The organism is Pyxidicoccus caerfyrddinensis (assembly GCF_010894405.1).
Taxonomy (GTDB): Bacteria; Myxococcota; Myxococcia; order Myxococcales; family Myxococcaceae; genus Myxococcus; species Myxococcus caerfyrddinensis.
The window spans coordinates 159,521-171,455 of sequence record NZ_JAAIYA010000006.1 but is presented as its reverse complement, the minus strand read 5'-3'; the positions used below and the strand labels follow the sequence as shown (position 1 = coordinate 171,455).

General features: G+C 69.7%; 13 protein-coding genes. 8 read left to right on the top strand and 5 right to left on the bottom strand.

The features are described from left to right. Nucleotides 1–112 precede the first annotated feature (112 nt). From G4D86_RS16095 to G4D86_RS16085, 3 genes are all read left to right on the top strand, one after another. A complete protein-coding gene (locus G4D86_RS16095; RefSeq protein WP_163994562.1) occupies nucleotides 113–649 on the top strand; it encodes a GNAT family N-acetyltransferase in 537 nt (178 codons plus the stop codon). Nucleotides 650–956: 307 nt separating this feature from the next. Then, complete coding sequence (locus G4D86_RS16090; RefSeq protein WP_163994559.1) at nucleotides 957–2,621, top strand: type IV pilus twitching motility protein PilT; 1,665 nt, start codon at nucleotides 957–959, stop codon at nucleotides 2,619–2,621. A gap of 1 nt (nucleotide 2,622) precedes the next feature. After that, complete coding sequence (locus G4D86_RS16085) at nucleotides 2,623–3,732, top strand: type IV pilus twitching motility protein PilT (protein ID WP_163994557.1); 1,110 nt, start codon at nucleotides 2,623–2,625, stop codon at nucleotides 3,730–3,732. Between the two features lie 19 nt (nucleotides 3,733–3,751). Here the strand turns inward: G4D86_RS16085 and G4D86_RS16080 are convergent, their stop codons facing one another. Together G4D86_RS16080 and G4D86_RS16075 are read right to left on the bottom strand one after the other, a co-directional pair. After that, on the bottom strand, nucleotides 3,752–4,324 hold the full coding sequence (locus tag G4D86_RS16080; protein WP_163994554.1) for an imm11 family protein: 573 nt from the start codon (nucleotides 4,322–4,324) through the stop codon (nucleotides 3,752–3,754). Nucleotides 4,325–4,343: 19 nt separating this feature from the next. Further along, complete coding sequence (locus tag G4D86_RS16075) at nucleotides 4,344–5,696, bottom strand: AHH domain-containing protein (RefSeq protein ID WP_163994551.1); 1,353 nt, start codon at nucleotides 5,694–5,696, stop codon at nucleotides 4,344–4,346. A gap of 262 nt (nucleotides 5,697–5,958) precedes the next feature. Between G4D86_RS16075 and G4D86_RS16070 the strand changes: the two genes are divergently transcribed. Continuing rightward, on the top strand, nucleotides 5,959–6,357 hold the full coding sequence (locus G4D86_RS16070) for a VOC family protein (protein ID WP_163994548.1): 399 nt from the start codon (nucleotides 5,959–5,961) through the stop codon (nucleotides 6,355–6,357). 7 nt (nucleotides 6,358–6,364) lie between these two features. On the opposite strand, the gene G4D86_RS16065 is transcribed toward G4D86_RS16070, so the two are convergent. Then, a complete protein-coding gene (locus tag G4D86_RS16065; RefSeq protein ID WP_163994547.1) occupies nucleotides 6,365–7,192 on the bottom strand; it encodes an SDR family NAD(P)-dependent oxidoreductase in 828 nt (275 codons plus the stop codon). 194 nt (nucleotides 7,193–7,386) lie between these two features. Here G4D86_RS16065 and G4D86_RS16060 point away from each other — a divergent pair, with 194 nt between their 5' ends. Further along, complete coding sequence (locus G4D86_RS16060; protein WP_163994543.1) at nucleotides 7,387–7,956, top strand: regulatory protein RecX; 570 nt, start codon at nucleotides 7,387–7,389, stop codon at nucleotides 7,954–7,956. Nucleotides 7,957–8,011: 55 nt separating this feature from the next. Here G4D86_RS16060 and G4D86_RS16055 read toward each other — a convergent pair whose 3' ends face one another. Next, nucleotides 8,012–9,205 carry a lipase/acyltransferase domain-containing protein gene (locus G4D86_RS16055; protein ID WP_163994540.1) on the bottom strand — a complete coding sequence of 398 codons (1,194 nt, stop codon included), beginning with the start codon at nucleotides 9,203–9,205 and terminating at the stop codon, nucleotides 8,012–8,014. 254 nt (nucleotides 9,206–9,459) lie between these two features. On the opposite strand from G4D86_RS16055, the gene G4D86_RS16050 reads away from it, so the two are divergent. Together G4D86_RS16050 and G4D86_RS16045 are read left to right on the top strand one after the other, a co-directional pair. After that, nucleotides 9,460–10,176, top strand: a complete 717-nt coding sequence (locus G4D86_RS16050) for a hypothetical protein (protein WP_163994538.1) — start codon at nucleotides 9,460–9,462, stop codon at nucleotides 10,174–10,176. 208 nt (nucleotides 10,177–10,384) lie between these two features. Then, nucleotides 10,385–10,774: a response regulator gene (locus G4D86_RS16045; RefSeq protein ID WP_163994535.1), complete on the top strand. Its 390-nt coding sequence runs from the start codon at nucleotides 10,385–10,387 to the stop codon at nucleotides 10,772–10,774. 20 nt (nucleotides 10,775–10,794) lie between these two features. Here the strand turns inward: G4D86_RS16045 and G4D86_RS16040 are convergent, their stop codons facing one another. Beyond that, a complete protein-coding gene (locus tag G4D86_RS16040) occupies nucleotides 10,795–11,073 on the bottom strand; it encodes a PAS domain-containing protein (RefSeq protein ID WP_163994532.1) in 279 nt (92 codons plus the stop codon). Between the two features lie 185 nt (nucleotides 11,074–11,258). Between G4D86_RS16040 and sitA6 the strand changes: the two genes are divergently transcribed. Next, nucleotides 11,259–11,930: a SitA6 family polymorphic toxin lipoprotein gene (gene sitA6, locus G4D86_RS16035; protein WP_163994530.1), complete on the top strand. Its 672-nt coding sequence runs from the start codon at nucleotides 11,259–11,261 to the stop codon at nucleotides 11,928–11,930. The last annotated feature ends 5 nt before the right edge of the window (nucleotides 11,931–11,935 follow it).

Below are 11,935 nucleotides of genomic sequence, written 5' to 3'. Positions count from 1 at the left end.
CACACTTGGGGAAGGCAGTCTCCTCACGTGAGAGGACAATGTGCGCGGAATCACCGCGTGCACGGGTGCCGGGGGAGCGGTTAGGATCGCAGCGCGACGGAGGAGCAAGGCGATGACGATGAAGCAGGTGGACCCGGGCGTGGAGATGGCCCCAGCGCCGGTGCTGGATGTGGCGGGCCTGCCGAACGACCTGATGACGGCGGTGAAGTTCTCCTTGCCCACCGACGAGGACATGACCCAGGTGGCGGCGCTGCGCGCTGGCTCCGAGCCCTGGAAGAGCCGGGGTGAGACGCAGGAGGACAGCCTCAAGGCCCTCACCCAGCTCAAGCCCTACGTCCACGTGGCGAAGGTGCAGAACCAGCTGGTCGGCTACGTGACGGTGGAGCGGGACGGCCCGGTGCCGGGCGCGGCATACCTGCGCAACATCGTGGTGAAGCCCGAGGTGCGCCGCAAGGGCCTGGGCAAGGTGCTGCTGGAGCAGGCGCTCAAGGCGGCCCGCGACATGTACCGGAAGACCATCGCCCTCCGGGTGGACCCGTCCAACTCGGCCGCGGTGAGCTTCTACCGGAAGGAAGGCTTCACCACCGTGGCCACGGTGGTTTCCAAGAAGTCCGGCAAGCTCCGGCTCCTGATGTCCCGAGAGCTGTAGTCACCCTGTAGCTCCCGGGCGGGAGGTCGCTCCTCCCGCCCCCCGCTCCGCGCGGGCCCCTTTTCGGCCCCGGAGCACGCTTCACTCCCTTTCATCGGAAGGTTTGTTTCCGGTCCCGCTGGACTGGCGGCGGCGCGTGCGCCAGGGCGCCAGCCTGCCCGGACTGCGGGTGTGGGCGCGGATGCCCGGGCCGCCGGTACCGGGCGTGAGGAGACGGACGACCCGGGGGTGAACCGCTTTCGGCGGATTGTCGACTATCCTGCGGCCCCCGCCGCCCCGCGCCCGTCGCGGTCTGAACCGACACCGCATGAAACCCCTCGCAGAGCTGTTGCGGCACCTATCGCGTCCCGGAGTCACGGAGCTGACCCTGGCGACCGGCCGCCCGCCGATGATCCGTGGAAGCAACGGCTACGAGCCGGTGGACCCCGCGGCCGTGACGACGGAAGACGTCACCCGCGCGCTGCAGGCCATGGTGGGCCTGGCCCGCGCCTCCAGTGTGGCGGAGACGCCGGTGCAGTGGTCCGTCAACGCCAACGGGCTCGGCGCGCTCTCCATCGCCGCCATGCGGAGGGGGGACCTCCTCCACCTGCGGCTGTCCCGGGTGACGGACGCCGCGCCCGCCGCCGCGCAGCCCGCCGCTGCGCCAGCGCCAGCCGCCGCGCCAGCGCCCGTCGCCGCGCGCGCGCCCGTCCCTCCGGCGGCGGCACCCGCGCCCGCGGCCCCCAGTGCCCCCGCCGCCCGGCCGGCTCCGGCGGCAGCGCCAGCCCCGGTAACGACGGCAGCGCCGGCCCGCGCCATGCCCCGCGCGTCGAGCGGCGTGTGGCGCGAGCTGGCCGGGCTGCTCGAGGAGGCCCGAAGCCAGCGCGCCAGCGATGTCCACGTGGTGGCGGACCGCCCTCCCCTCTTCCGACTCTCCGGCGAGCTGCTGCCGCAGGGTGGAGTGCTGGACGCGGAGCGCGTGGAGGAGCTGCTGCTCCCGGTGGTGCCGCAGCGGCTGCGCGCGGTGCTGGAGCGCGAGGGCAGCTGTGACTTCTCGCTGGAGTCGCCGGAGATGGGGCGCTTCCGCGTCAACGTGGGCCGGCAGCGCACGGGGCTCAAGGGCACCTTCCGCGTGATTCCCCGCGACATCCCCACGCTGGAGTCGCTCGGCCTGCCGGCGGCGGACATCGCCAAGGCGGTGCACCACCACCAGGGCCTCATCGTCATCACCGGCCCGTCCGGCCACGGCAAGACGAGCACGCTGACGGCGCTGGTGGACATCATCAACCGCGAGACGACGCACCACGTGCTCACCGTGGAGGACCCGGTGGAGTTCGTCCACCCGCGCAAGAAGGCGCTCATCAGCCAGCGTGAGGTGGGCTCGCACACGAAGACGTTCGCCAGCGCGCTCAAGGGCAGCCTCCGCGAGGACCCGGACGTCATCGTGGTGGGCGAGCTGCGCGACACGGAGACGGTGCGCATGGCGCTGGCGGCCAGCGAGACGGGCCACCTGCTCATCAGCACCATGAACACGCCGAGCGCGGCGAAGACCATCGACCGGCTCATCGACCTCTTCCCTCCGGCGGACCAGCAGCAGGTGCGCCTGTCTTTGTCGAGCGGCCTGCGCCTCATCGTCAGCCAGCGGCTGATGGCGGGCGCGGACGGCAAGGGCATGGTGGCCGCGGCGGAGGTACTGCCGGGCTCGGTCGCGCTGGGCAACCTCATCCGCGACAACAAGACGTTCCAGATTCCGTCGCTGCAGCAGCGCGGCAAGAGCCTGGGCATCGTCCGCTTCGAGGACTCGCTGGCGGACCTGGTGCGCTCCGGCAAGGTGAAGCTGGAGGTGGCGAAGGGCTTCGCGGACAACCCGGACGAGCTGGAGGCCGTCGTCACCGGCAAGCGCCAGGGCACCGTGGCGGCGCCGGAGACGTCGCAGGACAGCGCGCGGCTGCTCAGCAAGATGGGCTCGCTGATGGGCAGGAAGGGCTCCTGAGATGAACGCCACCCCCCGAATCGCCTCCTTGTTCGACTCGCTGCTGGAGCAGAAGGGCAGTGACCTGCACATGAGCGTGGGCTACCCGCCCCTGGGCCGCATCCGCGGCGAGCTGGTGCCGCTGCGCGAGGCGCCGCTCACCGTGCCGGAGATGGAGGCGCTGCTCTTCGAGCTCATCAACCCGGAGCAGAAGCGGCAGATTACCGAGGACCTGGACCTGGACTTCGCCTACGGCTACGGCACCAAGGCCCGCTTCCGCGCCAACTACTTCTACAAGTTCACCGGCCTGGGCGCGGTGTTCCGCACCATTCCCAGCAAGGTGCTGTCGCTGGAGGATTTGAAGACGCCGGAGGTGGTGCGCAAGCTGGCGGACCGGCGCAGCGGGCTGGTGCTGGTGACGGGCCCCACGGGCAGCGGCAAGTCCACGACGCTGGCGGGGATGATCAACTACATCAACCACACGCGCCCGGCGCACGTCCTCACCATCGAGGACCCGGTGGAGTTCGTCCACGAGTCGCAGAAGGCGCAGGTGACGCACCGGGAGGTGGGCCCGCACGCGTCCAGCTTCGCCACGGCCATCCGCTCGGCGGGCCGCGAGGACCCGAACGTCATCCTCATCGGCGAGCTTCGCACCAACGAGACGATGAAGCTGGCGCTGCAGCTGGCGAGCTTCGGCGTGTTGGTGTTCGCGACGGTGCACACCAACAGCGCGCCGGCCACCATCGACCGCATCATCAACGCCTTCCCGGCCGAGGAGCAGGGGCAGGTGCGAGGCATGTTGGCGGAGAGCCTGGCGGGCATCGTCGCGCAGCAGCTCATCAAGACGGCGGACGGCAAGGGCCGCGTGGCGGCGCTGGAAATCCTGGTGGGCGGCAGCGCCATTGCCTCGATGATTCGCGAGGGCAAGGTGTTCCAGATTGCGTCCAAGATGCAGGCCGGCCAGGGCCAGGGCATGCAGACGCTGGACATGCACCTGGAGCGGCTGGTGAAGGACAGCGTGATTACGCCCGAGGCCGCGCTGGAGAAGGCGCAGGACAAGGAGAACCTCGCCAAGGTCATCTCCCGGCTGAAGCCCGAGTGGGAAGTGCCGGAGGCGCTGAAGTCGATTTGAGCGCCCGGCGCTGACGGGGCTACACCTCGGTGAATTGCGCGCCTGTCACCCGGGCGCGCTCCAGCGCCTGCTTGATGTCCTCGGAGACGATGAGGGCAAGGTTCCACCCCCGAGTACGGAACACCTTGGCATCCCCCACCTTCGTCGGGTCGATGCGCAGTTCGGAGACGGACTTGTAGTCGCCGACCCGCTCGGGCTGCCCGTGCTCCGGCAGCCAGAAACGCACCTCCTCGGACGCCGCGTCGTCGATGCAGCGGATGAGCTTCGTGGCCACCATGATGAGGTACTGGTCCGGCTGCCCCTGGACGTCCACCGGGATGAGCTGCACGTCGTCGGGAGCCAGCTCCGCGAAGAGGGACGCCACCCGGACGTGGACGATGGGAGCCATGCCGAGGCCCGCAGTGCAGTACTCCAGACGCTTTCCAGGTTCATCAACAGGGATGGTCAGGCGTCCGCTGACGTGGACGGGCCGCCCCGCCCTGAAGACATACGGGTCATCCACTTCCCGCCCTCGTTCATCCAGGGGGTCTCCCAGGTCCCAGTTCCCGACCTGCATGTCCTCTTTGAGCCGGAAGTAACGCTTCGTCGGCATGATGGATGTCCTCTCTACCTCACTTGCTCCGCGTCACCAGCTTGTTGAGCTTCGTTCCCTTCGTGGCAACCTCCTTCGCAAGCTGCTTGAGCTCGGCCGTGAGCATCTCCCGACACGCCACCACGGTGCGGCACGTAGCCGTAGCGTCGTTGAGTCTTTCGAAGACTTCTTCGTGGTACCTCTGCGGATGTGGGCCCTTGTGGCCTGGGACATCCACGATGTTCTCGGGGTCCCTCAGCTCCATCCCGGCCTTCCTGAAGAGCCTTCTGAACTCCGGCGTCCACGGCCCTCCCCGCGCGGTGGAAATCTCGTTCTTGTCCGTGGCGAGGTGATGACGTCGGCTCCTCCTCGGGCCTCCGCTGCTAGAGCCCCGCTCCGCCATGGCCAGCGCATTGGGCGCGAGCGCGATGGTGAAGCCCTCGGCCGTCATCGCCACCGACTGCACGCTGCCCACCGCCACGTACTGGAAGCCCGCCTGCGACTCCACGGCGAGCGCCGCCTGTGCGGAGCCGGGCAGCCCCGCCGACCTCGCCGCCAGCCCCGCTGTGTTGCCGATGGCGGCCGTGGCCAGCATGACGAAGATGCGTGCCGCGTTCTCGCCAAGGACTTCGCCGTACGCCTCGCCCGCCTCGCTGAGCTGCTCGAACGTCGTGGCCCCATCTACCTCGCGTACCAGCGTCAGCCACCCGTCGATGAGGCGCCACACCGTGTCCACGCCCAGGTAGGCAATGGCCAAGGCTGTCAGTGTGGCGGCCACGCCCTTGCTCACCGGCTCGGGTAGCGACCACAGCAGCAGGTACATCGTCACCGAGGCGGTGAGCGTGGCGCGCAGGGCATTGGGGTCCGCCATGTCCTCCAGGGCCTCGGCCGTCTCCTCCCATACCGAGTCCATGGCAATGGCCATGGCCAGCGTGTACTTGCCGTCGCTGGCCAGCAGCGGGCCTTCGTCCAACAACCGCAGGCAGTCGCCCGGCTGCGACTTGCGCTGGCACCACTGGCCATAGGCACGCGTCAGCGCCTCGTCCGCGTAGGACTCCAGGAGGCGCGACCCGTCCGTGTCCTCCGGGCCCTCGGGGAGCAACCGCCGGCTGCGACTCTCATAGCGGTACACCCCGCTTCGGGAAGGGACGCCAAAGAGCGCCCGTGCCTCCAGCATCGGATTGCGGAAGGGCCGCACGTCCCGCGCGAGCTGCACCACGGCTTCCTCGAACTCGTCCGCGTCGAGTTCCACCGCCTCCAGCTCCGCCCCCTCCGCCTCACGAGGAGTGACGACGAAGACGTCATCGCCGGTGTTCAGCCGCACGACGCGGGTGGCTGAACATCCAGAGCCGACGAGCACCAGGAGCAGCGAAACAGCCCATCGAAGCGGCATTGGCATCCTCCAGCGCGAGCACCCATGGAGGACGGGCCCTCACGCCAGGAATACCAGTCGAAGCTGACAGGACCACTCCTGCTCAGCGTCCACGGAGGCACCGCTGCGAGCGAAAGTGGCTGCGACACGCCGGGCAGTAGCGAGGGCGCGGGACAGGGTGCAAGCACACCCCTCTGCCGAAGATGAGCGTGCCATTCGGAACCAGGAGAACTTCGCGTATGTGAGCGGACAAGTAGAGTGCGCCGCCGGGAGGAGCACGCACATGAGCGAGACAGGCAAGCTGGCGGTGGGCAGCGTGGGCTGGATGGACCTCACGGTGAAGGACGCCGTGAAGGTGAAGGACTTCTACCGGGACGTGGTGGGCTGGACGGCGAGCGGCCTGGACATGGGCGGGTACGAGGACTTCGTGATGACTCCGCCCGGTAGCGAGTCACCCGCCGGGGGCGTGTGCCACGCGCGGGGCTCCAACGCGGACATGCCGGGCGGGTGGGTGGTCTACATCACCGTGGAGAACCTGGACCGCAGCCTGGAGCGCGTTACCGCGATGGGCGGCAAGGTGCGCGGCCAGGTGCGGTCCGCCGGAGGCATGGGCCGCTTCTGCCTCATCGAGGACCCGTCCGGCGCGGTGTCCGCGCTGTTCGAGGCGGCGAAGAAGGACTGACGCCGGCTCACGAGTCGTGAGAGGCCTTCGGGTCCTTCTCCGACATGTGGCGGTGGATGGCCGTCTTCGCGGCGTCGGGGAGGACGCGGGAGGAGGCGGCCATGACCTTGTTCGTCAGCGCGCCGGCGACGACCTTGTCCTTGCCCGCCATCAGGGCCTCGAAGCCCTCCTTCGCGACCTGCGCCGGGTCGTCCTTCTCCTGCCGGCCCACGCGGGTGTCGTCCATGCCCGCGCGGTGGAAGAAGTTCGTCTCCGTGGGGCCGGGCATCAGCGCGGTGACGGTGATGCCCACGTCCTTCAACTCGTTGCGCAGCGCCTCCGAGAAGGACTGGAGGAAGGCTTTCGACCCGCCGTACACGGCCTCCAGCGGCGCGGGCAGGACGGCGGCGATGGACGAGGTGAAGAGGATGCGCCCCTCGCCCCGCGCCACCATGTCCTTCACCACGCGCTTGGTGAGGTGGACGGCTGACGTGATGTTGAGCTGGATGAGGTTCAGCTCCGCCTTGAGGTCCGTCTCACGCGCGAAGTCGCCGCCCACACCCACGCCCGCGTTGACGGCGAGCACGTCCACCGGGCGCCCCAGCTCCTGCGTCTTCTTGTAGAGCTGCTCCACGCCGTCGTACGTGGCGAGGTCCGCCTGCACGGCCTCCACGCGAGCGCCATTCGTCGACAAGTCGGTGCGGGCCTGATTGATGCCGGTGTCCTCGGCGCAGATGAGCAGGTCGAAGCCGTTCTGGACGAACTGCTTCGCCAGCTCCAGGCCGATGCCACTGGAGGCGCCGGTGACGAGGGCCAGGGGACGGGAGTCGGGAGCGGTCATCTTCTTCGTGGCCATGGGTGCGTCCTTCACGATGGGAAAGGTGGGAGTGCACTCATGGGTGGAGACGGCGCGGAGCATCGGGAAGGCACGTCGGCACGTGAGTGGAGCATGCGGCCGGGCGGGCGGATGGCGGGGTGTCTCGCGAGCCCACCTCCCCGGTTTCGCAACCACGCTTCAGCCCGTCAGACCCGGGTGGTAGACCCGCTGTCATGGACGAGTCGCGGGACGACCAGGGCAGGAAGGCGGCGCGCCCACAGAAGCAGAAGCAGCCCCGGAAGGTGTCGCCGACGTACCTGGAGAACGCCGCGCTGCACTACCTGAAGCGGTACGCGGCCACGCAGAGCCAGCTCCAGCGCGTGTTGATGCGCCGGGTGGACAAGTCCCTCAAGTTCCACGGAGGAGACCGCGCGGAGGCGCTCGGATGGATGGACGCGCTCATGGCGAAGCTCGTCCGCAACGGGCTCCTCAATGACGAGGCCTACGCGCGGATGAAGGCCACGTCCCTGCGCGCCTCCGGCCGCAGCACCCGGATGATTGCCCAGAAGCTCCGGATGAAGGGCGTCTCCTCGGAGCTCGTCGCCCGGAAGGTCGCGGACGCCACGTCCGAGGTCTCCGACGAGGACGCCGCGCGCATCTGGGCGAGGAAGAAGCGCCTGGGCCCCTTCCGGAAGAACGCGCAGACGCGTGAGGAGTACCGGCAGAAAGACCTCGCCTCGCTCGCGAGGGCGGGCTTCCCCTTCGGCATCGCGAAGAAGGTCATCGACTCGGACCCCGCGTAGCCCCCGCGTGGGCGGACCGGAGCCCCGACACCGCAACCGTGAAGAGGGCGCGCCGTCACGGCACGGGATGTCCGAGGAACCGCGCGATGGCGCGGAGCACCTCGTCATCGGACATCAGCGCCACGTGTTCGGCGCGGCTGTCCAGGCGCTCGAACGGCAGGGGCAGCGCGGGCACGGCGCTCGTGGCGAGCACGGCGCCATCCCCATCCGCCTTCGTCTCGTCATCCACGTCCAGCGCGCCGTCCTTCATCCGGAACCCGCTCGTGGTGGGCCGTCCCGTGCCGACGACGACGAGCGTCTGGAAGGGAGGCGGCGGCAGTCCCTCGCGCGGCGCCAGCGCGTCGGCGAGCGCATGGCGGGCCTCCAGCATGCGGGTGAGCTGCTCGCGGTAGGCCGCATCCTCGCGCAGCGCGGCCTCCTCGAAGACGCCCCAGCCCCGCGTCCACCACTGCTCCGGCGCAAAGGCATCCAGGGCAACGGGCGCGCCGGCCCCGTCCACGAAGAAGTCGCCCCGCCAGGGCAGGAGCTGGAAGGAGGACGCGAAGGTGAAGAGGGCCTCGGGGCGGAGCAGCGCCGTGTTCCGTCCGGTGGCGGTGCCTTCGAGCAGGTCGTCGAAGATGCCCGGAGAGCCCCGGAAGGGCGTGCCCACGAACACCACGCGCTGCACGTGCGCGGCACCCGCCCACGGCTGCGTGCCTTGCTCCGAGCCTCCGTGCAGCAGGCAGTGCAGCGCGACCAGCCCGCCCATGCTGTGCACCACGAGGTTCACCTTGCGCCGTCCCCCGCCCTCGGCCACGAGCTGCTCGATGCGCGCGCACAGCTTCCCCGCGCTCTCGCGCACGTCGCGCCGCCAGTCGTAGCCGAACGCGGTGAAGCCCGGGAGCCGCTCGCGGCCGAACTCCATCACCGGGCGATACACGTCGATGGACGCGAGCAGCGGGATGAGCGTGAGCTTCGTCATCGGCCCGTCCGGCACCAGGGGACCGAAGCGGGGAGCGGGGCGCTGTCCCGGAAACGGCAGCGCGAGCGAGCGCTCTCCGCGGGTGACGACATCCCCCGGCGAGAACCACGCGCGCTCGGGCTCCGCGCCCTCCGTGAAGAGGAAGCTGCCCCGGTAGCCGGGCACCAGCAGCGTCACCTCGTCTCCAGTGGGCGGAGCCAGATTCACCCGGGCCACGGAGCAGCCCGTGAGGGCGGTGGCCACCAGGGCCCAGGCGAAGCACCTTCGAAGCAACATCCTCGCGAGCATGGGCGCAGCCTCGGAGGAGCGGAGCCCCCGAGGCAAGCGCCGCGCGGGCGGTCGCACGAAAACACGGCTCGGGCCCCCGCGTCAGGAAGCGAAGCCCCTGGCGTCCTTCGCGGAGAAACGGGGGTCCCTTGGTCCACGGCGACGACAAAGCGTACGAGATGGCCCGGAGCCTGCTGCCCTCCACCGGACGAAAGGCGGCTCGCAAGGCACGCGCGGCCATCAGCCGGAGCACCCGGCACGCCGTCCGTGGCCGCATGACCGGGCTCGAACGCGACCCGGATTTCGCGGACGACTGTCCCGACCTCGACGCGGACTCCACCCGCAAGATGCGCCGCGTCGTGTGGGGGCGCCGTGCGCGGGACAAGGTCAACCCCTTCCAGCGCTGGGCCCGCGCCGTCACCGCGGACCTACCGCGCGATGAGCGCCTGTCGCACGTGCGAGGCGTCCTCCCCGAGGGCCTCATCGGCGAGCACGCGCTGAGCCACCTGAGCTGGGACACGCACTTCGAGAGCACCACGGAGAGGGAGCTTCACGAGGCACGCCAGCGGGCATGGCGGCTCCAGCGGCGGTGGAATGCCTCGGAGCTTGACCGTGGCCTGCTCGCGACGCTCCTGCGCCGGCTGCTGCTGCTGCCCGGAGGCCAGCGGGCCTTCAACGACCACCTCAAGCGCGCCTGCGCCATGACCCAGACCGTCCAGCGCGGACATGACGGACGGCACCACCAGGTGTTGCACGGACGGGGTCCCATCCGGCTGCTGCTGGGCACGCACGACGTGCGGCCCTTCCTCGCCGCGCTCACCCGCCCCACCTGGGGCGCGCCCCCGACGGACGCCCCGCCCATGCTGCCGGAGGCCCGCCAGGCGGCGCATGGCTTCCTGCGTGTATTCCATCAGCAGCGCGGGGACCTCGCCGCCACGCTCGAGGCGCTCCCCGTGCCGCCCAGGCCCCGCCTTCCGTCCCTGTACCGCTGAAGCGGCGCACGCGAGGAGCCTCGCGTCGCTCCGCCTGCCTGCCTGCTCCTCGGGACCCGCGACTCCAGCGCCTCACGCGCTCCGGTGGCACCGGTCGGGCGCTCCCATCATCAGCACACGCTGAAACCGCCGTTCACATTCTCGCCCAGGAGGACCTGTCTATATGAGACGGGGCGCACGGCCGCCCATCACCGGAATGAGGCGCAGCATGAACTTCCAGCCCAACATCCTCCTCATCGACGACGACACGGACCTCCTCGAAATCTACACGTGGGCCCTCGAGGAGCTGGGCTGCGCGGTCACCGTCGCCCATGACGGTCAGGAGGGGCTGGAGCAGGCCCTGGTGTTGCGGCCCGACCTCATCATCACCGACGTGTGCATGCCGCGGATGACCGGGCTGGAGCTGTGTCACCGGCTGCGTGCCGACGAGCGCTTGCGAAACACGCCGCTCATCCTGCACAGCAGCGAGCACGCCATGCTCGCCCCGCGTGGGGAAGTCTTCCTGCACAAGGACGGTGACCTGTCGCGCTTCCTGGGGCAGGTGAGACGCAGCCTCGGCGGAGGAAGGGACGGTCCCACGCTCGCCTCCGTCGCCTGACGTCCCGGGCACCGGAGGCATCACCACGGCAGCCCGGCCCGCGGGGCCTCACTCTGACGGTTGGCCTCCATGCGGGCCTCCACGTCACTGCTTTCGGGAACCCGGTTGCAGTGGATGGCGTCACGCCACCCATGTCCCTCCGCCTCTTCCGGGGACTGGCCCGTGAAGGAGCACCAGCTCGGGCTGTCGTCCGCCAGCGCGCCGTCCGGGGTGAGGAGCCAGACAACGCGATGAGTGGCCTCGGCGATGGCGCGCACCGTCGCGTACGTCGGCGGCTCCGGGGTGGGCTCTCGTCGCAAGGCTGAATCCTCATGACCCGCTCCGAAGCGCGGGCCACGGGCCCCGCCTGTCACGGGAGTTCCACCCGTAACAGGACTACCGGAGTCGTCCAAGCACGGTGCGTTCCAGACGTGCGGGTTCACACAGGTGCCCAGCGCGCATGGGCCACCGTGGCTGGGACGATTCCCGCTGACGTTCGTGGGGCATGCGCCTGTCCCTCGCCATCGCAGTCTTGATATCCGCCGTGTCCTTGTTGGGCTGCGCCACCGCCGCCAGGCCATCCATGCAGCAGGCCCGGGATGCGGCGGAGCTGGAGTGCGACGAACCAGGGGACGACCAGTGCGTCACCCTGCTCTGCCTGGGTGACGCTTGCGGCTTCTACCGCTGTGAGGACCTGCCCGGAGAAGTCGAGCTGGCGCGCTTCCCTCCTTCGCGTCCGCCCGCTGCGGCCGCGGCACCGGGCATGGGCCCGCGGAGGAACTGGGGAGGCGCGCAGAATCTGCCGAAGGGCGCCGTCATGGTGTTTCCCAACTGGAATGGCGCCCCTGACAGGCTCATCCCGCCGTCACGCCAGCTCACGCCCGGACATTGGGAGAAGCACCACATCTTCCCCCAGGCCGAGGAGTTCTCGCTGTGGTTCACTGGGCGAGGCATCAAGATTCACGACTACACCATGCCGATTCCGCGTGCCCTCCACCGGAGGATTCACGGGAACGACGGGCGTGGCGGGCCGTGGAACCAGGCCTGGCGGGACTTCATGAAGACGAACCGCAGAGCCACCCCCGAGGATATCTACAAGCACGCAGGGGAACTCATCCACCGCTTCGAACTCATCGGTGGCCCCGTTCAGCCCTACCATTCCCGTCCGGGAGCGTGAGGTTC

Bases quoted from the DNA above. Each gene is read 5' to 3' on its own strand.
- sitA6 (WP_163994530.1), top strand. From the start codon at position 11,259: ATGCGCCTGTCCCTCGCCATCGCAGTCTTGATATCCGCCGTGTCCTTG.
- G4D86_RS16050 (WP_163994538.1), top strand. From the start codon at position 9,460: ATGACCGGGCTCGAACGCGACCCGGATTTCGCGGACGACTGTCCCGAC.
- G4D86_RS16070 (WP_163994548.1), top strand. From the start codon at position 5,959: ATGAGCGAGACAGGCAAGCTGGCGGTGGGCAGCGTGGGCTGGATGGAC.
- G4D86_RS16090 (WP_163994559.1), top strand. From the start codon at position 957: ATGAAACCCCTCGCAGAGCTGTTGCGGCACCTATCGCGTCCCGGAGTC.
- G4D86_RS16060 (WP_163994543.1), top strand. From the start codon at position 7,387: ATGGACGAGTCGCGGGACGACCAGGGCAGGAAGGCGGCGCGCCCACAG.
- G4D86_RS16080 (WP_163994554.1), bottom strand. From the start codon at position 4,324: ATGCCGACGAAGCGTTACTTCCGGCTCAAAGAGGACATGCAGGTCGGG.
- G4D86_RS16065 (WP_163994547.1), bottom strand. From the start codon at position 7,192: ATGGCCACGAAGAAGATGACCGCTCCCGACTCCCGTCCCCTGGCCCTC.
- G4D86_RS16095 (WP_163994562.1), top strand. From the start codon at position 113: ATGACGATGAAGCAGGTGGACCCGGGCGTGGAGATGGCCCCAGCGCCG.
- G4D86_RS16055 (WP_163994540.1), bottom strand. From the start codon at position 9,205: ATGCTCGCGAGGATGTTGCTTCGAAGGTGCTTCGCCTGGGCCCTGGTG.
- G4D86_RS16045 (WP_163994535.1), top strand. From the start codon at position 10,385: ATGAACTTCCAGCCCAACATCCTCCTCATCGACGACGACACGGACCTC.
- G4D86_RS16075 (WP_163994551.1), bottom strand. From the start codon at position 5,696: ATGCCGCTTCGATGGGCTGTTTCGCTGCTCCTGGTGCTCGTCGGCTCT.
- G4D86_RS16085 (WP_163994557.1), top strand. From the start codon at position 2,623: ATGAACGCCACCCCCCGAATCGCCTCCTTGTTCGACTCGCTGCTGGAG.